Source organism: Streptomyces hundungensis (assembly GCF_003627815.1).
Taxonomy (GTDB): domain Bacteria; phylum Actinomycetota; class Actinomycetes; order Streptomycetales; family Streptomycetaceae; genus Streptomyces; species Streptomyces hundungensis_A.
On record NZ_CP032698.1, the window covers coordinates 2,120,126 to 2,141,903 of the forward strand.

General features: G+C 72.4%; 20 protein-coding genes. 3 read left to right on the plus strand and 17 right to left on the minus strand.

The annotated features are described in order from the left end of the window. The first annotated feature begins 165 nt into the window (after positions 1-165). Entirely contained in the window at positions 166-876 is a 711-nt protein-coding gene (locus DWB77_RS09410) for a restriction endonuclease (protein ID WP_120720815.1), read from the plus strand. Positions 877-916: 40 nt separating this feature from the next. Here the strand turns inward: DWB77_RS09410 and DWB77_RS09415 are convergent, their stop codons facing one another. The 9 genes from DWB77_RS09415 to DWB77_RS09455 all read right to left on the minus strand — a co-directional run bounded on the left by DWB77_RS09415 (position 917) and on the right by DWB77_RS09455 (position 9,980). Next, positions 917-1,768 carry a class I SAM-dependent methyltransferase gene (locus tag DWB77_RS09415; protein WP_120720816.1) on the minus strand — a complete coding sequence of 284 codons (852 nt, stop codon included), beginning with the start codon at positions 1,766-1,768 and terminating at the stop codon, positions 917-919. Beyond that, positions 1,762-2,562 (minus strand): alpha/beta fold hydrolase, encoded by an 801-nt coding sequence (locus DWB77_RS09420; RefSeq protein WP_120720817.1) that lies wholly within the window; start codon positions 2,560-2,562, stop codon positions 1,762-1,764. The genes DWB77_RS09415 and DWB77_RS09420 overlap by 7 nt, the downstream gene beginning before the upstream one ends. Then, positions 2,562-3,212: a LysR family transcriptional regulator substrate-binding protein gene (locus DWB77_RS09425; protein ID WP_120720818.1), complete on the minus strand. Its 651-nt coding sequence runs from the start codon at positions 3,210-3,212 to the stop codon at positions 2,562-2,564. The genes DWB77_RS09420 and DWB77_RS09425 overlap by 1 nt, the downstream gene beginning before the upstream one ends. 1 nt (position 3,213) lies before the next feature. Next, positions 3,214-4,026, minus strand: coding sequence for a DUF6182 family protein (locus DWB77_RS09430; protein ID WP_246033476.1), 813 nt, complete (start codon positions 4,024-4,026; stop codon positions 3,214-3,216). Next, a complete protein-coding gene (locus DWB77_RS09435; protein WP_246033477.1) occupies positions 4,023-5,195 on the minus strand; it encodes a hypothetical protein in 1,173 nt (390 codons plus the stop codon). Before DWB77_RS09435 ends, DWB77_RS09430 begins: the two co-directional genes overlap by 4 nt. Then, a complete protein-coding gene (locus DWB77_RS09440) occupies positions 5,195-6,646 on the minus strand; it encodes an FAD-dependent oxidoreductase (protein WP_120720819.1) in 1,452 nt (483 codons plus the stop codon). The genes DWB77_RS09435 and DWB77_RS09440 overlap by 1 nt, the downstream gene beginning before the upstream one ends. Next, positions 6,643-7,500, minus strand: coding sequence for an SAM-dependent methyltransferase (locus DWB77_RS09445; protein WP_120720820.1), 858 nt, complete (start codon positions 7,498-7,500; stop codon positions 6,643-6,645). Before DWB77_RS09445 ends, DWB77_RS09440 begins: the two co-directional genes overlap by 4 nt. A 117-nt stretch (positions 7,501-7,617) precedes the next feature. Further along, positions 7,618-9,348: a GH3 auxin-responsive promoter family protein gene (locus DWB77_RS09450; RefSeq protein WP_120720821.1), complete on the minus strand. Its 1,731-nt coding sequence runs from the start codon at positions 9,346-9,348 to the stop codon at positions 7,618-7,620. Continuing rightward, positions 9,345-9,980 (minus strand): hypothetical protein, encoded by a 636-nt coding sequence (locus DWB77_RS09455; RefSeq protein ID WP_342777939.1) that lies wholly within the window; start codon positions 9,978-9,980, stop codon positions 9,345-9,347. Before DWB77_RS09455 ends, DWB77_RS09450 begins: the two co-directional genes overlap by 4 nt. A gap of 560 nt (positions 9,981-10,540) precedes the next feature. Between DWB77_RS09455 and DWB77_RS09460 the strand changes: the two genes are divergently transcribed. Together DWB77_RS09460 and DWB77_RS09465 are read left to right on the plus strand one after the other, a co-directional pair. Continuing rightward, a complete protein-coding gene (locus tag DWB77_RS09460) occupies positions 10,541-11,701 on the plus strand; it encodes an MFS transporter (protein WP_162952484.1) in 1,161 nt (386 codons plus the stop codon). After that, entirely contained in the window at positions 11,698-12,273 is a 576-nt protein-coding gene (locus DWB77_RS09465) for a nuclear transport factor 2 family protein (RefSeq protein ID WP_120720823.1), read from the plus strand. The genes DWB77_RS09460 and DWB77_RS09465 overlap by 4 nt, the downstream gene beginning before the upstream one ends. A gap of 90 nt (positions 12,274-12,363) precedes the next feature. Here the strand turns inward: DWB77_RS09465 and DWB77_RS09470 are convergent, their stop codons facing one another. The 8 genes from DWB77_RS09470 to DWB77_RS09505 all read right to left on the minus strand — a co-directional run bounded on the left by DWB77_RS09470 (position 12,364) and on the right by DWB77_RS09505 (position 21,747). Continuing rightward, positions 12,364-13,158, minus strand: a complete 795-nt coding sequence (locus tag DWB77_RS09470; protein ID WP_120720824.1) for an amidohydrolase family protein — start codon at positions 13,156-13,158, stop codon at positions 12,364-12,366. Positions 13,159-13,311: 153 nt separating this feature from the next. Then, positions 13,312-15,498 carry a prenyltransferase/squalene oxidase repeat-containing protein gene (locus DWB77_RS09475; protein ID WP_120720825.1) on the minus strand — a complete coding sequence of 729 codons (2,187 nt, stop codon included), beginning with the start codon at positions 15,496-15,498 and terminating at the stop codon, positions 13,312-13,314. Between the two features lie 64 nt (positions 15,499-15,562). Further along, on the minus strand, positions 15,563-16,117 hold the full coding sequence (locus DWB77_RS09480; protein WP_120720826.1) for a hypothetical protein: 555 nt from the start codon (positions 16,115-16,117) through the stop codon (positions 15,563-15,565). A gap of 11 nt (positions 16,118-16,128) precedes the next feature. After that, the gene (locus tag DWB77_RS09485) at positions 16,129-17,385 is read right to left on the minus strand and encodes a hypothetical protein (protein ID WP_120720827.1); all 1,257 of its coding nucleotides are present in this window, start codon (positions 17,383-17,385) and stop codon (positions 16,129-16,131) included. Beyond that, entirely contained in the window at positions 17,382-18,314 is a 933-nt protein-coding gene (locus DWB77_RS39255; protein WP_120720828.1) for an acyltransferase, read from the minus strand. The genes DWB77_RS09485 and DWB77_RS39255 overlap by 4 nt, the downstream gene beginning before the upstream one ends. Beyond that, the gene (gene rfbA / locus DWB77_RS09495; protein WP_120720829.1) at positions 18,311-19,219 is read right to left on the minus strand and encodes a glucose-1-phosphate thymidylyltransferase RfbA; all 909 of its coding nucleotides are present in this window, start codon (positions 19,217-19,219) and stop codon (positions 18,311-18,313) included. Before rfbA ends, DWB77_RS39255 begins: the two co-directional genes overlap by 4 nt. A gap of 78 nt (positions 19,220-19,297) precedes the next feature. Beyond that, positions 19,298-20,272 carry a dTDP-glucose 4,6-dehydratase gene (rfbB, locus tag DWB77_RS09500; RefSeq protein ID WP_120720830.1) on the minus strand — a complete coding sequence of 325 codons (975 nt, stop codon included), beginning with the start codon at positions 20,270-20,272 and terminating at the stop codon, positions 19,298-19,300. Between the two features lie 98 nt (positions 20,273-20,370). Beyond that, a complete protein-coding gene (locus tag DWB77_RS09505; protein WP_120720831.1) occupies positions 20,371-21,747 on the minus strand; it encodes a phosphomannomutase/phosphoglucomutase in 1,377 nt (458 codons plus the stop codon). Positions 21,748-21,778: the final 31 nt, after the last annotated feature.

Consider the following 21,778-nt stretch of genomic DNA (forward strand, 5'->3'; position numbering starts at 1 on the left):
GTCGCCAACCGGCGCAGGGGGCGCGGCAGTTGACTCGTCGTGGTGTCGGACCGCGTGGATGGGGTGCGGGCGGGCAGATGGAGACGGGAGTGATCTTGCTGGGTGCGAGGTCGCCGCGTTGTCCGTCCGCCCGGTTTGAAGTCCGCAGTTCGAAGGAGCCCACCGATGACGATGCCGGTCCGCCGTCACCCCGCCGTCGCCCAGCGTCGGCGTCAGGCGTTCAGTCTGCGCACCACCGCGCTGGGGTTCGGTCTGGTCGCCCTCGTCATCTGGGGAGTGGCGCTGACGTTCCGGACGGCCGTGCAGCCGCACTCCCATCCGCTGGGCGCCGTACTGACGCTGCTCGCCCTGCTGTTGCTGTCCACCGCGGCGATACGCGGCAGTCGCATGCGCCGCGCGGCACGCGGGTCGGCGCTGGAGGCGGTCGTGGCGCCGGAGCCGCCGGCGCCCGTGCTGCCGCCCACCGTGGGCGCCCCGGAGGCACCCGACTGCGCCGACATCGACCCCCTCGCCTTCGAGGACGCGGTGTCGCGGCTGTGCGAGCGCGACGGCTGCTCGGACGTGCGGGTGGTGGGCGGCGCGGGCGACCTCGGCGCGGATGTCCTGGCCACCACACCGGACGGCCGCAGGCTCGTCATCCAGTGCAAGTGCTACGGGCCGGGCCACAAGGTGGGCTCGCAGGACCTTCAGCGCTTCGGCGGCACCTGTTACGCGGTGCACGACGCCGAACTGGCCGTGGTGGTCACCACCAGCGAGTTCACCGACCCGGCCCTCGGCTATGCCGAGCAGTGCGCCATCCTCTGCTTCGACGGTACGTTCCTGCGGGCCTGGAACAACGGGACGGGCCCCGCGCCGTGGGAGCTCCCCGCGCTGTGAGGTGCCGGGGCGGCGGGCGCGGTGCGGGGCGCCCTGCCGGTCAGGGCAGCGCCGGGACCGTACCGACGGCGAGCGTGTTGCCCTCGCTGATGTAGCCGTGCGGCCGGCGCAGCGGGTGGTCCGCGCCGTCCGGGTCGAGGAACGGCGCCCAGTCGCCGGGGACATCGGCGTCGCTCGCCTGGCGGGCGATGCTTGCGCACGCCTGCGTATAGAAGTCCAGGGCCGCCGGTTCCAGCGGGGCGTGGTGCTCGATCAGCGTCGTTCGCTGCCGCACCGACACCAGGCCCGCCTCCTCCAGCGCGCGGTGCAGACGGCGGGTACGCAACAACTGCCGTGCGTATCCGGGGGTGTTGGCGGCGCGCCGGAAGAAGTCGGTGAACTGGAAGGGGTCGCCGGGGCCCGCGCTGATGAGCGAGGCGTCCAGGTCCTTGACGGCGACGAGTCCGCCCGGTCGCACCACGCGCCGGAACTCGGCCAGCGCGCGGGCGAGTTCGGCGTCGTCGAGGTACTGGGTGGTGTTGGCGCACCACACGGCGTCGAAGGAGTCGTCCTCGTAGGGAAGGTCGCCCACGTCGCCCTGGCGGACCTCGAAGGTGCCGGATTCGCGGTGATGGCCCAGGCGTTCGGCGGCGAGCGCCGCGTTCTCCTCGGCCAGGTCGATCGCCGAGATGCGGCCGTCGGGGCCGACCAGGTCGCAGAGCCAGGGCAGGAACGCGCCGCTGCCGCAGCCCGCGTCCAGGACGTGCAGGCCGGGGCGCAGGCCCACCTCGTCGAGTGCGGCCCGGTAGTGCGGTGCGCAGGCGGCGAAGTGGGCGTCGACGATCTCCTCGTGGGTGAAGCCGAGGCCGGTCGAGGCGGTGTGCCCCCAGGAGGCGTGGTCTGTCGTCAGCATGTGCCGTACCCGTTCCGATCCGGTGTGGTGGCGTCGTCGAGCAGGGTGGTGAGGAGGTCGGTGACCTCGTCCGGTGCCTCCAGCGGCTGGAGGTGGCCCACGCCGGGCAGGGTGACGAGCCGGCCGCGCGGCAGGGCGTCGGCCGTGGCGGCGGCGTCCGGCGCGGCGACGAGTTCGTCCTCGGCGCCCGTGACGACGAGGGCGGGCAGATCGGTGGCGCGCAGGACGGGCAGGGAGTCGGCGCGTTCCGCGATGGCGCGCTGCGCCCAGGCCACCGCCTCGGGCGAGGCCCCCTTCGCCATGGTCAGGACCTCCTCGACCAGGTCGGGGCGGCGCTCCCGGGTGCCCGCGCCCAGGAGCAGCGGGGTGGTCCCTGCGACCAGGTGGTCGCGGCGGGTGTCGTCGAGGATCAGGTCGGCGAACGTGCGGCGTTCGGCGGCCGCGCGGGGCGTGTCGGCGGTGGCCCGGGTGGCGAACAGGGCCAGGGCGCGGACCCGGCCGGGGTGGCGACGCAGGAACGCCATCGCCACATAGCCGCCCATCGAGCATCCGGCGAGCGCCACCTCCTGGATGCCGTGCTCGTCGAGGAGGGCGGCGACGTCGTCGGCCACGGTGTCGAGGCTGGGCGGCTCGGCGCCCAGGGGGGTGGTGCCGAAGCCGCGCTGGTCGGGGGTGAGGACGGTGTGGCCGCGGGCGCGCAGGGCGCTGGCCTGGGCGCGCCACATGAGGGAGCCGAGCGGCAGGGCGTGCAGCAGGACGACGGGCAGGAGTGCGGGCCGGGCGGTGTCGGGCATCAGGGGGCGTTCCGTTCGGCGTCGGCGACCAGGGCGGCGGCGCGCGGCGTGAGGGGCGTGTCGCGCAGCCAGGCCAGGGTCACGGGGGCGGGGGGCAGGTCGTGGAGGGGGACGGCCCTGATGTGGGGCGGCAGCACCGCGTCGAGCGACTGGAAGGACACATGGACGGCGTGGGTGGTGGCGAGGATCTCGACCATGCCCTCGACGGTGGTCATCGGGTGGACGCGCCGGATCGGGACGCCGGCGGGGGTGTGCCGCGGCACCACCAAGTCCCATACGTAGGGCGGGAATTCACCCGGGCAGGAGAACGCGTCGTAGGGGGCGGCTTCTTCGATCGACACCGACGCGCGGTCCGCGAGGGGGTGGCCGGCGCCGACGATCAGCGCCCGCCCGTCGTGGGCCACGGGGCCGCTGACGGCTACGTCCGGCTCCTGGAGGCCGTATTTGACGATCATGACGTCCACGGTGTGTTCGCGCAGCGGGCGGAACGGCTCGGCGACGTCGTACGGGACGAACTCCACGTCCTCGGGACGGTGGCCCGCGCCGGTGATGATGCGGGTGGCGAGGTGGCGGGCGCCGTGGATGCCCAGGCGGACGGGGCGGCCGGGAGCTTGGCTCTCGGCCGGGGTGGCGGGCGGGGCGGGGGGCATCTCAGATCTCCTCGGTCAGTCCGGCGTAGGCGCGGAGTTGGTGGGCGCGCCGGGGGTCGGCGTCGACGCGCAGGGCGGCGAAGGGGACGGCCGGCCCGGTGAGGCGGGGTACGGCGCGCAGGGTCAACCGGTCTCCGGGGGCGATCAGTTGGTCCAGGACCGCCTCGACGAGGAGGTGGTTGACCTGGACCAGGAGCTGGGAGACGGTGACCCGCGCCGTGGCGATGCAGAGGTCGCGGTGGACGGGTGGGCGCGCCGCTCCTTCGGGGGGCGCGCCGGGCACCTCGACGGTGACGGGGCTCCACGCGGAGAGCTCGCGGGAGGCGTCGAGCGTCTTGAGCAGGCGGCGCAGGGCGGTGGTGGTCTCCTGCGGGGCGGGGCCCGCCCACGCCGTGGAGCCGTCCTCGGCCATGTGGTCGAAGGTGAACCGTTCGGTGAGGTTGTCCGGCCGGCCCGCGAGGAAGACGGTGCGGGTGAAGGCCCGCCGCCATGTCGCGGCCGGCTCCCGCGGCAGGGCCAGCGCGAAGCGACAGGTTTCGGCGACCCACCGCGGCAGGTCGAAGCGGCCGATGACGGCGACGACCAGAGGGGAGCCGGCCGGGTCGCCTTCCTCGTCGGCGGTGAGGGCGGCCCGCGCGTCGAGCAGGCCCTGGGGGGTGGTCAGGTCGGCCCGCGCGGCCAGTTCGGGGCGGGCCGCGCGCAGTCGCTCGGCCGCGACGGCGAGCAGCAGCTCGGGTCCCAGGCGCGCCGCGCCCGTCGGGTGCTGGCGTATGTCGCCCGGTGCGCGCGGGGCGTGGAGGGTGTGGGGGTTCATGGCGACACCGTGGTGAGCAGGGAGCGGGCCGGGGTGGGGCCGCGCCGGCTGAGCAGGGACGAGGTGAGCCGGTAGGGGTCGATGTGGGTGTGGCCTCGGCGGTGGCGCTGGAGCAGCGCGGGCAGCGCCCCGGGGCCGGGCTCCGGCGCCGAGGCGGCGCGGCTCAGGAGGTGTTCGGCGCGCAGCAGGCTCTTGCGGAGCAGGTCGTGCCGGAAGGATTCCCGCTGGCCCGGTCCGAGGGTGGCGATGAAGTAGAGCCGCATGCCGAGCCGGAGCGCGGCCGGGTCGGCGGCGTCGGTGAGGGAGCGCAGCAGGGTGTCCACGGTGTGGTCGTGCCAGCCGCCGTGCCGGGCCGAGGTGATCTTGCCGTCGATGGGTACGCGGCCGATCGGCACCCGGTGCACGGTGGGCCCCTTGTGGGCCAGTACGCGCTCCAACAGGCGGTAGTCGGGGTCGAGTTCACGGTCGTACAGGACGGCGATCTCGTCGTAGTGGGGTGCCAGCGGCAGGAGTTCGCGCAGGGCGCAGGCGAGGTAGTTGGGGCGGCCGTCGGCGGTGACGATCTGCCGCAGCGGCAGGCCGTACCGGGTGGCGTCGAGGTAGACCGGGCCGCCCAGGCTCCGCTGGTCCAGGCCCAGGCCCGCGGCCAGCAGGTCCTCGATCATCTCCTCCAGGGCGAAACCGGGGGGCTGGTGGGAGAGGAGTCCGGGGTCGTGCAGGCCGAGCCGTGCGTAGTGGCCCGTCCACAGCCGCAGCACCTGGGCGCCGGCCGGGTGCACATAGCCGTTGCTCTCGACGGCCTCGGCGTAGGGCCGCAGGTCGTCGGCGGTGGGGGGCCGGCCCTCGGCCCGGTAGCGGACGTACAGCTCGCCGATGTCCGCCTCGGTCAGGTCCGCGTAGTCGGTGTCGCCCTGGGTGCGGTCGAGGAACTCCCAGAATCCCAGGGTCTGTTCGGTGGGGTGGTACGTGGTGTGGCTGTAGCGGAACGTGACGTCGGCGGAGGGCCGGGTGGCCCGGTACATGACGTCCGCCCACAGCAGCCCCTTGAGGTGACTGGGCGTCAGGGGTTTGGACGGGGTGACGGTGACGGGGGCCAGCAGCACCCTGCGCCGGGCGCCGGGGGCCCGTTCGCCGGTGGTCCGTGCGGTGGCCGTCGCGGGGCCGGCCATCAGTGCCGCGCCTCGGCGCCGAGGGCCGCCAGCAGTTCGGCGCGGGTGGGCGGCCGGGGTCCGGCCGGGGCGGCGGGGGTGGGGGCGCGGCGCACCCGCTCCCGGAAGCCGGCCGCGTCGAAGACCTCCCCGGGCGTGTTCAGGCTCATCAGGACGCGGGTGAGTCCGCGCCAGACGGTGACGTCGCCGACGGCGGCCCACGCGATCTCGGCGAGGGCGGGGCGGCCGCGCGGGGCGGGTGGGGCCGGCGGGGGCGGGGCGTCCTCGGCGCGGGAGCGCCACAGTGCGGCGCGCGCCGCGCTGTCGTGGACGGCCTGCTCGAACCAGGGGCGGTAGAGGTCGTCGGCCAGGCGTACGGCCCGTTCGCTCTGCTCCCTGCCGGGCTCGGGGTGCGCCGCGAGCAACTCGGCCAGCTGGAAGGCGTGGTGGAAGGCGAGGGACATGCCGCGCCCGTACAGCGGGTCGGTGACGCAGGCGGCGTCCCCGACGGGGAAGAGGGCGGCGATCTGGCGCGGGCCGGGGCGTGCGGTGGAGCGCAGCACGTTCGGGGGCATGGTGATGGCCCGCACCTCGGTCAGGGGCGTCGCGACGCGCTCGTCCGTCCAGGGCGCCACATACGGCGCGAGGCGGGCGGCGGCGGTGAAGCCGGCCGGGGTGCGCAGGGCGTCGGTGGCCGGGTCGGCGGTCGGCGCCCCCAGGGTGATGGCGAAGGTGGCGTTGTCGGCGGGGTGCACGACGGCGGCGCAGTGGTCCCAGATGCCTCCGGCGGCGTTGCCCCGGTTGAGCGGCCCGGGGAAGGTGTGGCCGGGAGTGTCGAGGCGGTAGAAGCGGGTGAAGCAGCGCAGCTGGGTGGGGCCCGTCAGGTCCTGGCCCACCGGCGCCCCGGCCTGCGCCAGCCAGGAGAGGGAGGCGGCGCGCCGGCCCGTGGCGTCCACCACGAACCGGGCGGGCACGGGGCTGCCGGCATCGGTCACGACACCGGTGACGCGGGTGCGGGACGGGTCGAGGAGCAGGCTCCGCACGGTCGTCGCGTGCTCCAGGGTGACGCCCGGCAGGTTCCGCACCCCTCGGTAGAGGAGCAGTTCGAGGACGGTGCGGCGCACCGCGAGGGCCACGAGGTCGTCGTCGGCCGGTTCGCGGGGCCCGGTGGGCGCCGCCCGGGTGAGGTCGAGGAGCTGGGCGCCGTCCGCCAGGGCGCCCTCCAGGAGCCAGGGCGCCCGCCGGCGCAGGACGCGCACTCCGAGCGAGGTGAGGATGTGGGAGTGGCCGCTCTGGGGGACGGTGGAGCGCTCCCACACGTCGGCGACCTTGGCGACAGGTCCTTCCGGGGGCGCCTCCGCTCGCTCCAACACCCGTACGGGGAAGCCGCGTTCGGCCAGGGCCAGGGCGGTGGTGAGACCCGCGATGCTGCCGCCCACCACGACGACGGGGGTGGCGGCGGGAGCGGTCAACGCCGCCGTCCGTGGATGAAGAAGACCCGGCGCACGTTCTTGACGGAACGCTCCGGTACGGGGTCGGGCCAGCGGCCGAAGTCGGCGCCGGGCTCGCCGGGCTGGACGGCGGCGACGTCGAATCCGTACCGGTCGAAGAGGGCTTCCGGCTCGTCGCTGCCGAACAGCCAGGGGCAGCCCCAGTTCGCGAAGACGTCGAGCAGCCCCCGCATGTGGGGCAGGGTCAACGCGGCCGCGTTCACGAGGTCGGCCGCTATGCGGCTGCCGGGTGCGGAGATGGCGGCGACGCGCTCCAGCATGCGGTGCGTGTCGGGTTCCGGGATGTAGTAGAGCAGCCCTTCCAGGAGCCAGGTCGAGGGCAGCGCCGGGTCGTAGCCGCTGTCGACGAGCCGGTCCTCCCAGTCGTCGGCGGTGAGGTCGACGGCCACCGTGCGGTGCGCCACGCGGGGGGTGACGCCCTTCAGCCGGTCGGCCTTGAAGTCCAGGACGGCGGGCCGGTCGATCTCGAAGTAGCGGATGTGGTCGGGCCACGTCATGCGGTAGGCGCGGGAGTCCATGCCGGCGGGGGCCAGCACGATCTGCGTCATCTGCGGGTCCTGGGCCGCGTCCCGCAGGAATTCGTCGAAGAACCGGGTGCGGATGGCGTTGTAGTCGGGGGTGCTGGGCAGCGAACGCGGCCGGTCGGGCGGGAAGGTCGCGGCCCACACCTCGGCCAGCAGCCCGGGCCCGGCGTCCCCGCAGAGCCGGGCGGCGTACGGGTCCTCGTAGAGCCGGTCCGCGCGCTGGGTCTCCGCGCCCCGCAGTGCCGCGGTCAGCAGGGCGGTCCGCTCCACCGGGTTGAGCAGTTCGGTCATCGGGACTCTCCTTGTGCATGGGTGATCGGCGAGTTCGGGGTGGGAACGGGTGCGGGGCAGGGGTGTGCCCGGGCGGTCAACCGGCTTGTGCGGGGCGGCCGTTGAGCCAGGTGGCCGTCAGGCGGTGCCCAGCAGCCGGTGCCAGAGCGTGGTGTCCTGGCGGAACAGGCGGTCCTTGACCTGGGTGGGGCGGATGCCGGTGGCGACGGCGGCGTGCCAGTCGCGCTGGAAGGCGTCCCGGTCCAGGAGGCACAGGGCGGGGGCGGCGAGGCGGCGGTCGGTGCGGGCCCGGGCGTAATCGGCGGACTCCCGGGTCAGGGCGGCGTCCAGGAGCGAGGTGAAGCGGTCCGCCTCGGCCGGCTGCCAGGGCGATTGCGGGGCGACGGCGAAGACGTAGTGGGGGGCGTTTTCGCGGGAGGTGCGCTCGGTGCGGCAGGCGATGTTGACGAGGCCGAGACCGGTGGCGTCCAGCGCGGTGCGCACGGCCCGGACGACCTGGGACTCGCGCAGCCGCTCCCCCACCGCGTCGGACCGGTTGGCGCGGCCCGCGTAGGCGAGGCGGGGCACGCCGCCGGCCATGTCCACGACCCGTACGACGTCTCCCACGGCGTACCGGTAGAGACCGCCGACATGGCTGAAGATCACGTGGTATTCGCGTCCCGCCTCCAGTTCGTGCGGCAGCAGCGTCTCGACGTCGGGGGTGAGGTCGGCGTCGGCGTCCACGAACTCGTACACGGAGGCGGTGACGACCAGGCTGCCCGCCGAGCCGTGCCGGTCCAGCGGCACCCCGACCGGCCCCTCGGACGCGGCGACCGGCGCGGGCAGCGCGGCGACCCCGGCGCCGAAGCGCTCGCACAGCGCGGGCAGGTAGAGGGAGGCGACGCCGGTGGTCCAGCCGAACAGGGCGCTCATCCTCGGCCACACCTGGGCCGGGGTCACCGTCCCGAAGTAGTCGGCCAGGCGCGTCAGTTCGGCGGCGCGTGCCGGGTCGGGAGCGCCGTGGGGCACCCCGCCGACGGTTCCGTCGCGGACCTCCTTGACGATCCGTTCCCACCACAGCCCGAGCTGGTACGGCACGGCCGCGATCATGGCCGGATTGATGCCGATGAGACAGCGCACATCGCTCTGCACGGCGAGCCGCAGCCGCAGATACATCTTCTCCAGGTGGTCGTCGGGGGCGATGTCCACGGGGAGGGTGCCCCAGGGCGCGGCGGTGCCGAGTTCGGCGGAGAGCGGCTCGCCGAACTTCCGGCCGAAGTCCACCTGGCTGGCGCCGACATGGGGCCGGCCGTCGGAGGTGGTGGGCGGGGCGGAGAGCGGGTCGTGCTTGAGGTTGAGGACGGCGTCGGGGCGGCGCATGACGTCGGGGTGGTTCTCGATGAGGGGGGCCCAGGCCGCGTAGTAGAACGGGAAGAAGGTGGTGCGCATGAAGCGCGGGGTGACCGGGATCTTCTTGTGGGCGCCGGTGCTTCCGCTGCTGGTGAAGTAGACGACCGGCTGATCGGCCGAGAGCAGGTTGGGCTCGCCCGCCGCCATGCGTTCGATGAGCGGGGCGTGCGCGGCGTAGTCCTGTACGGGGACGGCCTTGCGGAAGTCGTCGACGTCACGGATCCGGCCGAAGTCGTGCCGCGTGCCGAACTCGGTGCCGGAGTTGAAGTCGAGCAGATCGGTGAGCACGTCGTGCTGGTGCCCGCGCGGGTCGCCGAGGGCTTCGGTCAGCCGGGCGCGTTCGGCGAAGACCCGCTCGCTGTAGCGCTCGGCGTGCCGGGGGGCCGCCCAACCGGCCGCGCTGGAAGGGGAGTTGGGCTCGGGTGTCGTGGGCCGGGCGGCCGCGCTGTCGGTGGTCACGGGGCGAGCACCTCCACCACGGCTTCGGCGGCGTCGGCCGCGCTCGGCTGTTCCTCGATGATCGTCACGGGCACGTCCCGCACCTCTTCCAGCATCAGTTTGCGAAGACTCCTCTGGTAGCTGTCGAACCCCAGCCACTCGGGGCGGTCGCCGAAGTACTCCAGCGGGTTGAGCCGCGCGCCCTCGCCCGAGCGCCGCCAGGCGGACGCGGGCGAGACGTCGAGGTAGACGACCGCGCGGGGCTGCGGGAAGGACCGCCACCACGTGTACATCGGGTTGTGCCGGATCCCGGCCAGCCGGCACTTGGCGAGGATCTTGTAGTAGTAGGAGTCCATGAGCAGCGGTACGTCGCTCTCGTGCCGCTCCAGCTCGTCCCGGAGATGGACCACCGCGGTCTGGAGGACGCTGGCGAGGAAGTCGGCGGAGTAGTACGTGCCCAGGTGCGGCAGGACGTCCTCGACGACGTTGCGGCGCAGCGCGCCGACGAGTTCGTGTCCGGGGCCGATGAGGCCGTGGTCGGTGGAGAGGGTGCGCCAGGCGGGCAGCCGGGCGGCGACCTCGGCCATGACGGAGGACTTGCCCGCGCCGTCCGGGCCCAACAGCACGTAGAACGGCCGGTGTTGGTCAGCCACGGACGGCCTCCCCGGCCGCGCGTCGGGCGCCGCTCCGCTCGGCTGCGCGCACCGGCCTTCGGGGGCTGGACGCCTTGCGTATCCGTGACAGATCGACCATGCCCTCACTCCAAGAGGTAGTCCCGCTCACCGGGACCTCATGACAGCAAGGTCGTATTCCTTTCACCTACCTTGTAAATACCTCAAACGTTCGCGGGCCGCGATCCACCCGTCCGGACGGGCTGAAACACGACCAACCCGGCTGGTCGGCGGGCGAGTTGCCCCACGGCGCGCAACGCAGCGGGCACCTTCCTGGGGACCTGCCGTGCCGCCCTTGGCGACAGGTGATGCGGGAATCAACTAAACCAACCAGTTGACTTAAACCAACTGGTTGATGTACTCATGGAGCATAGCCAAGCGGCGAGCGGCACAGATCCGCGTCACCCACCGGCGGCGCTGTGTGATCAGCGCTCCCTGTACGCCCATGGAACGGGCCGGTCATGAACGTCGGGCGCCCCACGGGCCCGGTTCGCACCACGGCCCATCTCTCTCCGTCGACCCCTCGACCCCAGGGATTCCCCATGTCGGACTCAGACACCATCCCGGCGCCGCCCAAGCCGTTGCCGAACGTGACCGCGCCGGTGCGGCCCGTGCTCTTCCTCGCCATGGCGGTGTGCGCCGGCGCCACGGTCGCCAACGTCTATCTGGCCCAGCCGCTGCTCACCCTCTTCGCGCACGGCCTCGGCGTGTCCTCCTCCTCCGCCGGCATCGTCGTCACCTGCGCCCAGCTCGGTTACGCCGCGGGCATCCTCTTCCTCGTACCGCTCGGCGACATCCGCAGCCGGCGCCCGCTGCTCGCCGTCATGCTGAGCGGCACGGTCCTGGCCCTGCTGTTGGCCGCCGCCGCGCCCGCCCTGTCCGTCCTGGCCGCGGCCGCCGCCCTCATCGGCGGGGTCACCGTGATTCCGCAGGTGCTCGTGCCGCTCGCCGCCGAACTGGCGCCGCCCGAGCGGCGGGCCTCCGTGGTGGCCAATGTGCAGATCGGCCTCATGAGCGGCATCATCGGCTCCCGTGTCATCGGCGGCCTGGTGGGTGAGGCCCTCGGCTGGCGGGCGGTCTATCTGCTCGCCGCCGCCCTGACCGCCCTCAGCGGTCTGCTCACCCTGGCCCTGCTGCCCCGCGAGGGCGCCCGACAGGTCATGCCGTACGGCAAGCTCCTCGCCTCGCTGCCCGCGCTGCTGCGCCAGGAACCGGCGCTGCGCCACTCGCTGCGGGGCCATGAACCGCTGCCCGCCTACGTCCTGGACGCGCACTGGAACGTCCTGCACCGCAACCAGGCCATGGAGCGCTGGTTCCCCTGGCTGCGGGCGGAGGGCTCCAACCTGTTGAGCTGGGCCCTGTTCGCCCCGTCCGCGCGCACCGTCCTGCACGCCTGGGACGAGCACGCGATGGTCTATCTCGGCATCGTCCGCACCGCGCTGCGCGAGCGCCCGGACGACCCGTTCTTCCGTGCCATCAACGCCGCCACCCACAAAGACCCGACGCTCCACTCCATGCTGGCGCGCGACGACGTCATCGACGTCTCCTCGCGATCCGGCCACCGTTTCACCCTGAACCTTCCGCAGATCACCCCGGAGCCCATCAACGTGATCTCCCATGCGCTGCGGCCCGAAGGGAACAGGGGCGTACGGGTCGTCGTACTCACGTCACCGCACATGCCTTCGGAGGAGAGCTCAGGATGACCACCACACCGGACACCCGCCCCGCCCGCCGTCACATACTCGGCCTCGGCGCCGCGCTGGGAGCGGCCGCCGCCGCCCTCACCGTGCCCGGCGCCCGCGCCGAGGCCGCCGTGCCCAAAGACGCGGCGGCGCCGGCCACGACGTCCGGCCACGCGGCGGGCATCGTGCTGGAGCAGAACCATGCGGGTTTTCCCGCGATGCCGCGGGCGGTCCTGGACTTCTTCCTCGCCTCCCAGCGCGCCGACGCCGACGCCTGGGCCGCCGCGTTCGCCCCGCAGGGCGTGTTCCACGACCCGGTGGGAGAGCCGGCGCTGGTGGGACGCGAAGCCATCAGGAAGCGCATCCACTCGATCCTGCCGAGCTTCCGCCCCTTCTTGGGCATCACCCCCGACGAAGCCCACATGAGCGCCGACTTCGTGGCGGTCTCCTGGCGTGGCGCGGCGGTGACCCTCAAGAACCGTCCGGTCAACTGGTCCGGGATCAACGTTTTCCAGCTCGACGACAAGGGCCTCATCAAGGAAGCCTGGGCCTACTTCAACTATGCGGCGTTCAAGGTGCAGCTCGACTCGTGAACCCCCTTGCCGCGGAAGGGAGTTGACACTCCCCTCCCACACTCGGCCGGCGCCCGGCGGGACTCTCCCGCCGGGCGCCGGCCGAGGCCGTCAGCCCTCCAGGCCGAGCAGTTCCGCGAGGTTGCCGCCCATGACGCGGTCGCGGACCGAGGGGTCCGTGATCAGGCGCTCGATCAGGACGCGGTTGGTGTACATGTCGGCGAACGGCGTGTTGGAGCCGAACAGGCAGCGCTCCGGCACCTCCGCGGCCGCCAGTCGCGGCGCCCAGGAGATGAAGGAAGAGGCCAGGTCCAGATAGAGGTTGGGGATCTCCTTGACGAGGTTGATGGTCTCCAGCCAGTTGAGTCCGCCGAGCGCGCCGATGATCACCGGCACCGAGGAGTACGTGCGCGCGAGCTCCGCCGTGGTGCGGATGTCCCCGGCCGTCTGCGGGGTGAAGCCGTGCACGAGCACGGGCAGCGCGCGGCCACCGACGGCCGCCTCGCTCACGGCGCGCAGGACGGGTTCGATGGCGGCCGCCTGGTCGGAGCCGAAGGTCAGTTCGCCGACGCCCACGTAGCCGGGGTCGAGGACCTCCTGCTGGAGCGCCTTGACGGTGTCCTCGTAGCCGAGCCCGACCGGAATCTTGCCGAAGGGCAGGAACCGGTCCCCGCCGATGGCGAGGGCCTCGCGCAATTCCTGGGAGGGACGCTCGCGTCCGTCGGCGTCGCCCTGGAGCACCTTGCCCAGCACGGACATCTCCTGCTGGAACGAGGCGAGGTCGGTGGCCCGCTCGATGTGCGGAAGCGTCGAGAACAGAACGGTGCGGTGGATGCCGGCCTCGTCCATCGACTGGAGCTGGGTCTCGGTCGGCAGCACCACGTGCTGGTGGCAGTCGATGATCACGGTGTGTTTCTCCTCGTGTTGGGGGTGCTGGGGGTGCTGGGGGTGCTGGGCAGCTGACGGCGGCCCGGCCGGCGCGGCAAGGCCTTGTGGGGCCGGGCGTGGGGGCCGGCGGAGAGGGAAGGGGAGCCCTCCCCGCCGGCCGGTCGGGAGGGATCAGACCATGATCACGGCCCAGTACGGGTTCAGCTTGCCTTCCAGCATGTGGAGGGCCTGGATGGCGATGAACCCTTCGTCGGTCGTCTCCGAAGGACCGCCGGGCAGCCGTCCGAACCCGCCGTCGGCGCTCTGGCGGGCCGCGATCCAGGCACGGCAGGCCGCGACGTCGGCGGGCTCCGAACCCATCACGTACAGCGAGGCGATGGCGTGATAGGAGCCGACGAAGCTCTCGGGACCCGCATCGCGGTAGCGGAAGCCGCCCGCCTCGGTCTGGAGACCGCGCAGCCAGGCGATGCTCTCCTCCAGGCGCGGCGGGCGGTGGCCGAGCGCGATGAGGGAGCCCACGACCCGGAACGTCGCGAAGGTGTCGGAGGGGTGGCCGGGCTGGTTGCCGTAGCCGCCGTCGGCGTTCTGGCAGCTCGCGAAGTAGGCGATCAGGTCGTCCTCGCGGGCCGGGCGGTGGCCGAGCGCCAGGAGGGCCAGGGTGGCCAGGTTGGAGTGCCAGGCGTCGCCGGGGTATCCGGGGGCGTTGCCGAAGGCGCCTTCGGGGTGCTGGCAGGCGGTGAGGAACTCGACGCACTTCTCCTTGTCGTAGCCCGTGCCTCCCAGGACCGTGGCCGTCACGACGGCGCAGTACGTGGTGAACGACTCGGACAGCAGGCCGGGTTGCTCACCGAAGCCGCCGTCCGGGTTCTGGGTGGCGTACACGCCCGCCAGGAGCTGCTCGCTGTGCGGGATCGGCACGTCGAGGGCCATCAGGTCGGACACCACGTGCATGACGGAGAACGTCTGGGCGGTGCGGTCCGACCTCAGTCCCAGCGGGGCCCGGTAGGGGGTCAGGCCGTAGCCGAGGCCCGAGGAGGTGGAGTGCAGCCAGCGCAGATAGGCCGGGATGTCGATGTCGGAGTTGGACAGCGGGGCCCGCGCCACATAGCTGAGGTCCCGCTCCAGCGGCCAGTGCTCCAACGCGGGCGGGGCCGGGGGCGCGGGGATCGCGGCGGGCCGCCGGTCGCCCTGGGCCGCCAGCGCCAGGAGCTGGGTCTCGGCGTGCTTCTCGTGGAAGGGGACGTAGGCCGTGTTGCCCACGGAGAACGCGCCGGCGCTGCGCGGCGGAACCATGACGTGGCGGGCGAGGGGCACGGTGGGGTCGACGGGCGTGGAGAACCAGCTCCCCTGCCCGTGGAACACCCCGCCGCGCTCCCCGTCGGTGTACCGGGACAGCTCGTCGTGGGCCAGCGCGGAGAGGTTCTTCGCCTGCTCGTCACCGTCGATCGCGAACAGCCGGTCCGCCGCGAGGGCGAGCAGCGCGTGGTCGCCCATGAGCTTGGCGGGGAAGGGTGAATCCGGCTTGCCGTACCGCATCACCAGGGCGTCGACCCGGGGCTGGGACGCCGCGTCGGCGCGGTCCCAGAAGCCGCGGCCGCGGGTGTGCAGATGGGCCTGGGCGTGGTGCAAAGTGGCCCGGGCGTGGTCGAGCGCCGTGGCGAGGCCCCGCTCGTGGAGTCGGCACCAGGCAAGCACGGCGACGGAAGTGGCGCGCAGCCGGTAGCCCTGCAAGGTGTCGCTCGCGCCCCGCGCCGTGAGATACGCCCAGGAGCCGTCGGCGGACCGGAACCTCTCCAACTGCGTTGCCGCGGCGGTCAATTGGGCACCCCAGGTGTCGGAGCCGTCGTCCAGGGCGTCTGCGGCGAGGGTGAGCACGGCGACCTGCTCCAGCGAGCTGGACCCGTCGATCACCGTGCCGCCGTCCCGGTGCAGGAGCGCGGGCCACTGCCCGTCGACCACCGAGGCGAACAGCGTCCGGAAGCGGGAACGCGCCTCCTGGACGAGCGCGGTGTCCTTGAGGATGCGGCCCGCGTGGTGTTGGGCCCACAGGGCGAGCGCCTGTGCCGAGGGGGTCCGCACATCGCCCACGGGGTGCGGGGTGCCGGTGATGTCGAGCAGCTCGTGGAAGCCCGCGAAGTCCTCGTCGGCGAAGCCGCGCAGCGACGTCAGGAGGTTCCGGGTCAGCGCCGCGTCGCCGCCGCTCTCGGGCAGCACGAGCAGGGCCAGGGCCGCGTCGCCGAGCGTACGGTCCGGCGTGACGGAGTCGCTCCTGTCCCGGCCGAGGACCGCGGGTATGCGGGCGGCGTCGTCGAGGAAGTTCTGCACGATGAACGTACGCAGCGTGGGAGGTCTGGTCACAACAAGTCTCCATGCGGTGAGAGAGGAAAAAGGAAGCGGGAGCGGTGCCGACGACCGGTGCGGGTCAGGCGGCGTCGCACCGCCTGCCGGGGAAGCGGGCGGAGTGCGCCGGGGCGCCGGCCGGCAGCGTCGCGGGAGCCGCGACGTACGACGGGTGGAAGCGCTCGTGGACGTAGAGGCGGCTGCCGTCCTCGCAGTGGATGAGGTACTCCTTGAACGCGCACGGCACGCCGCGCCCCTCGCCCGGCCACACCCCGCCGCCCGAGGAGAGCAGGCTCCGGTACTGGAGGGTCTGGTTGCTCCGGAGCCGGCGGCCCAGCGGGACGGAGTCGTCCGAGGAACCCGACCAGCCGGCCGGGGGCCGGGCGAAGACCACCGTGTTGAGGCTGACGACCTCGCCGTCGTCGGTCACCAGTTCCGAGGAGCGGTGGACGACCGGAGTGCGGGGGTCGACGGCGAGGGCCTTGGCGGCTCGTTCGGATGCGTCGCCCGCCACGACGGTGCGCTGGCGGGTGACCCTGACGAACAGCGGCTGGTCGAGCAGGGATTCCAGCAGGAGGGTGGTCGACCCGTCGCTCGCCAGGAGCATGCGGGTCGCCGCCCAGGGAAGCGCGGTCATGGAGCCTCCGCTCACCTTCGCCCCGGTACGGGCGGGCGCCCGCCGGCGACTCGGGAGGCCGCGGCGATCAGGTGGCCGGCGGCGGCGCCGGTGCCCGATCCGTTCGGCGCGATGGCGAGCTGGCCCGGCGTGGGCAGACCGCCGTCGGGCCGGCCCGTGACCATCGGCGTCAGGGTCTCGACCAGGCTGTCGGCCGTCGGGGAGATGAGCGTCGGGAAGCCGAGCAGCTCCAGGCGGCGTGCCGCTTCCACCTCATGGTACTCGCCGAGGCTGCCCAGGACGAAGACCGTGGGGATGCGCATCGCCGCGATCTCGGTGACGGTGATCCAGCCGGGAGCGGACAGCAGGACGTTCGCCTCCCGGAGGAGCGGCATCCAGTCGGGCAGGTAGTCCAGCTGGATCACCGACTGGGGGGCGTCGACACGCTCGCGCCCCAGAAGGACGAACTGGAGGTCGGGCACCCGCCGCTTGAGCACCTCGTACGCCTGGAGGTAGCCCTCGATCACCCGCTGCTTGTTCTCCAGGAACATGGTGGTGCCGCCGACCGAGCCCACCATGATCGGGCCCTCGGGTATCCCGAGGTCCGCGCGGACCTTGGCGCCGTCGTGCAGCGGGGGCATCGCGCGGACCATGGGCCCGGTGAAGTGGGCGTGCCCGGTTTCGAGCGCCTCGGCCACGGGGGTTCCCTTGTCGAGCTCCTCGACCAACGGCTTGTCGGTGAGCACGACTTGGGCGCTGTTGACGATCCAGTCGAACACCAGGTGCAGGGCGTCGCGGCCCCGCCGCAGGTCCTCGGAGTCGATGTCGAAGCCGCCGGCGAGGAGGGTCTCGTCGTCGAGCTGGCACAGCGTGAAGTCGTACCGCTCGGTGACCAGGGCGTGCGGGACGCCGGACATGCCGGCCGCGATGCTGGCGGACATGTTGTAGTCGCTGACCACCAGGTCGGGAGCGAGCTCCTGGTACAGCGCGAGGTAGTGCAGGATGCGCTCGCCGTTGACGAAGGCGGGCGCCAGGTAGCCGCCGATGTAGCCCGCCCAGTCCATCCGCCGGGTGAGGTTGCTCTTGGTCGCGTAGTTCACCTGCTGTCCGGCGAGGTCGACCACGCTCACGCCCGCTTCGGTGAACAGCGGGGCGAACGTGGACTGGAGCGAGGCCAGGAGCACCGTCAGGTCGGCGTCGGGCCGCTGGGCGCGGATCTCACGGGCCAGGGCCAGGGTGCGCATGTTGTGGCCGGAGCCGGTCGCGTTGGGGGCCAGGACGATCTTCATGGGCGGTTTCCTTCCAGGACTCCGGAGGTGGTGCTGTGGGCGGGCACATGTCCCAGGACCACGGCCCCGTCGGTGAGGACGGCGCCGTCCCCGATGTGACAGGGGCCGACGACCGTCACGTCGTGACCGATGCGGACCCGGGCCCCGATGGAGACGGCTCCGGCCTCCCAGGGCAGGGAACGGCGGTCCAGGTCGTGGCCGCTGGAGAGGATCTGCAACCGCGCACCGGCCTCGGTGCCCGCACCGATGTCGATGCCGCCGCCGCCCTCCAGCGTCGCGTCTTCGCCGATGCGTACGCCGTCGGCGGCGCGCACCCCGCCGGCCGGGGAGGGCCCGTCGGGGCGGCCGAGCGCGATCAGTCCGGCGCCGATGACGACGTCCGACCCGCCGGTGAACGCGGCGTCGAGCAGACTGCCCGGCCCCACCCGCCAACCGGCGGGCGGCGTCGCCGCGTTGCTGTTGGTACGGGCCCGGACGATGGCCACGATCGGGCTGATGTCGGGGAGCCCGTCCTCCGTCACCTTTCGGTGGCGCAGGATCCGGGCGGGCCGTCCCACCACGATGGCGTCGGCGGGAACGTCGGCCGTGACGTGGGCGCCTGCCGCGACCACGGCCCCGTCGCCCACGGTGACGCCGGGGGCGACGACGGCCCGCGCCGCGATCCAGGCGCCCGCGCCGACGGTGACGCGGTCGCCTTCGCGCTCTCCGATGGTGGCCAGGGAGGCGACCATGGTGCCGGGCCCGAGGGAGGCGGACAGGACACGGGAACGGAAGCCGACGAAGACGCCCTGGGCCAGGGTGCTGTCGATGACCTCGGCGCCGTGCCGCACCCAACTACCGTTAGCGGTAAGGGAGTTGGCGGCTAACGCGCCGGATTCGACCAATGCGGGCACGTCGGTGCGTGCCGGGTCTCTGAGCGGGGTGTTCATGCGGCGCGCGGAGTCGGCGAGACGGGCTCCGCTGCCTCCTGTCTCGCGAGGTCGATGACGTACTGCCCGTAACTCGACGAGCCGGAGAGCTCCTTGCCGATGATGCAGAGCTGCTCGTGGTCGATGTACCCCATGCGGTACGCGACCTCTTCCAGGCAGGAGATGCGGATGCCCTGTCGCTTCTCCAGGATCTGGACGAAGGTGGCCGCCTCCAGGAGGCTGTCGTGGGTGCCGGTGTCGAACCAGGCGGAACCACGGCCCAGGTTGACGAGACGGGCCCGGCCCTCGTCGACGAAGGTGCGGTTGAGATCGGTGATCTCCAACTCGCCCCGGGCCGAGGGCTCCAGCGCGATCGCGCGGCGGACCGCCTCGTTGTCGTACATGTAGAGCCCGGTCACCGCCAGGTTGGACTTGGGCTTCAGCGGCTTCTCCTCCAGGGAGAGGATGTTGCCCTCCTCGTCCATCTCCGCGACGCCGTAGCGCTCGGGGTCGCCGACCGGGTAGCCGAACAGGGTGCAGCCGTCGAGGCGGTGGGCCTCCTCGCGGAGCATGTCGGGGAGGCGGTGGCCGTAGAAGATGTTGTCGCCGAGGACCAGGCAGACCTGCTGGTCGCCGATGAACTCCTGGCCGATGATCAGCGCCTGGGCCAGTCCCTTGGGCTCGTCCTGGACGGCGTACTCCAGCGAGATGCCGAGCTTGTGGCCGTCGCCCAGGAGTTCGCGGTAGATCTCCAGATGGGCCGGGGTGGAGATGATGAGGATCTCCCGGACGCCCGACTGCATGAGTACCGCGAGCGGGTAGTACACCATCGGCTTGTCGTAGACGGGGAGGAGCTGTTTGGAGTGCACGCTGGTCAGCGGTCGCAGACGGGTGCCCGACCCGCCGGCGAGGATGATGCCGCGCATGTTTGGTCCTTCCTCTGTCGGTGACGGCCGGCCGCCGTGGCCGGACCGTGGGTGTGGAACGGTGCGGGGCGCCCGTGCTCAGGCGGCGTTGTCCAGGAGCGGCTGCCACCAGGCGGTGTTCTCCCGGTACCAGGCGATGGTTGCGGCGATGCCCTCTTCGAAGGTGACCCGGGGCTCGTAGCCGAGGGCGTGGAGCTTGCCGTGGTCCACCGAGTAGCGGCGGTCGTGGCCCTTGCGGTCGGGTACCTGCCGCACCGAGCTCCAGTCGGCCCCGGCGGCCTTCAGCAGGATCTCGGTGAGCTGCCGGTTGGTGAGTTCACGGCCGCCGCCGATGTTGTAGACCTCGCCGGGTTGCCCCTTCTCCAGGACCAGTTGGATGCCTCGGCAGTGGTCGTCGACGTGCAGCCAGTCACGGATGTTGAGGCCGTCGCCGTACAGCGGGATCGTGCCCCCGCGCATCAGCGTCGTCACGAAGAGCGGAATGACCTTCTCCGGGAACTGGTAGGGCCCGTAGTTGTTGCTGCACCGGGTGATGCTCACGTTCATGCCGTGGGTGCGGGCGTAGGACCGCACCAGCAGATCGGCTCCGGCCTTGGCGGCCGAGTACGGCGAGTTGGGCTCCAGCGGGCACTCCTCGGTCCACGATCCCTCGGCGATGGAGCCGTACACCTCGTCGGTGGAGATGTGGACGAAGCGCGGGGTGTGGGCCTGGAGCGCCGCCTCCAGCAGGGTGTGCGTGCCGAGCACGTTGGTTCTGACGAACTGCGACGCGTTGCCGATGGAGCGGTCCACATGGGTCTCGGCCGCGAAGTTCACCACGGCGTCGACGCCGGTGAGCAGCTTGGGGACCAGGGCTTCGTCGGCGATGTCGCCCTGCACGAAACGCAGTCGCGGGTCGCTCGACACGGGGGCGAGGTTGGCGAGGTTGCCGGCGTAGGTCAGCTTGTCCAGGACCGTGACGTCGGTGATGCCCGTGCCGTAGTGGCCGCCGAGCAGATTGCGTACGTAGGTGCTGCCGATGAATCCGGCGCCGCCTGTTACCAGGATGTGCATGGTTGAGCTCCTCGATTCCTCAGGAGGACATGACCCCGCGGGCGGACCCCAAGGGCTGCGATGTCCGGCAGGGCGAAGACGTGACGCGATGAGGGGCGTTACGCGGCGTGCGGCAGGAGCAGGCCCTCGACGGCGCTCCGGATGCGCACACAGCGTTCCTGCGTGTCGGCCTCGACGTTGAGGCGCAGCAGCGGTTCGGTGTTGGAGGGGCGGAGGTTGAACCACCACCCGTGGGTGGAGGTGACGGTGAGACCGTCGACCTCCTCGAGGGTGACGAGGTCGTCGAAGAGGCCGGCCGCGCGGTCCTTCACCCGGGCGATGGCGGCGGCCGGGTCCTCGACGCGGTAGTTGGTCTCGTCGAGCGCCTGGTAGCGCGAGTAGCGCGCCATCACCGCGGAGAGCGGATCGCTCTGCTTCCCGAGCGCGCGCAGCACGTGCAGTGCCGCGAGCATGCCGGTGTCGGCGTTCCAGAATTCCCGGAAGTAGTAGTGGGCGGAGTGTTCGCCGCCGAAGACCGCTCCGGTGCGGGCCATCTCCGCCTTGACGAAGGAGTGGCCGACCCGGGTCCTCACCGGTGTTCCGCCCGCTTCGGCGATGATCTCCGGTACGGCCCTGGAGGTGATCAGGTTGTGGATCACCGTGGCGCCGGGCGACCGCTTCAGCGTGCGGTCGGCGATCAGGGCGCACAGGGCGGACGGCGGGACGGCCTCACCGCGCTCGTCCACGACGAAGCAGCGGTCGGCGTCGCCGTCGAAGGCCACCCCGAGGTCCGCGCCCTCCTCCCGCACCTTCTGGACGAGGTCGAGGAGGTTCTTGGGGTCGAGGGGGTTCGCGGGATGGTGGGGGAAGGTTCCGTCGAGCTCGAAGTAGAGCGGCACCACGTCGAGGGGCAGCCCCCGCAGTACGGCGGGTACGGTCAGGCCGGCCATGCCGTTCCCCGCGTCCACGACCACCTTCAGGGGGCGGATGTCCGAGAGGTCGACCGTGGCCCGCAGGAAGTCGGCGTAATCGAACAGCACATCACGCACCACGACGGTGCCCAACCGGCGCGTGGACACCGGCGGTTGGCTCTCCATCCACTGCTCCGCGAGCGCCCGAACCGTGTCGAGGGACAGGTTCCCGTTGAGCGGAGCGGCTTCTTCCAGACAGAACTTCACTCCGTTGTAGCGCGCCGGATTGTGGGAAGCGGTGAACATCGCGCCCGGCACGCACAGCGACCCGGAGGCGAAGTAGAGCCCGTCCGTCGAGCACAGCCCGATGGACACCACATCGGTGCCGCGGGCGACCGCGCCCCGGGCGAAGGCCCGTGCGAGCCGCGGAGAAGTGGGGCGCATGTCGTGTCCCACCACGACGCAGGTGGCTCCGGTGAGTTCGGCGAAGGCGGCACCGAGGAGTTCCGCCACGGTGTCGTCCCACTCGTCGGGGACGACACCGCGTACGTCATACGCCTTGAAGATCCGTGACAGATCCGCCATTGCCCTAGCTCCCGAGGTAGTCGCTCACCGG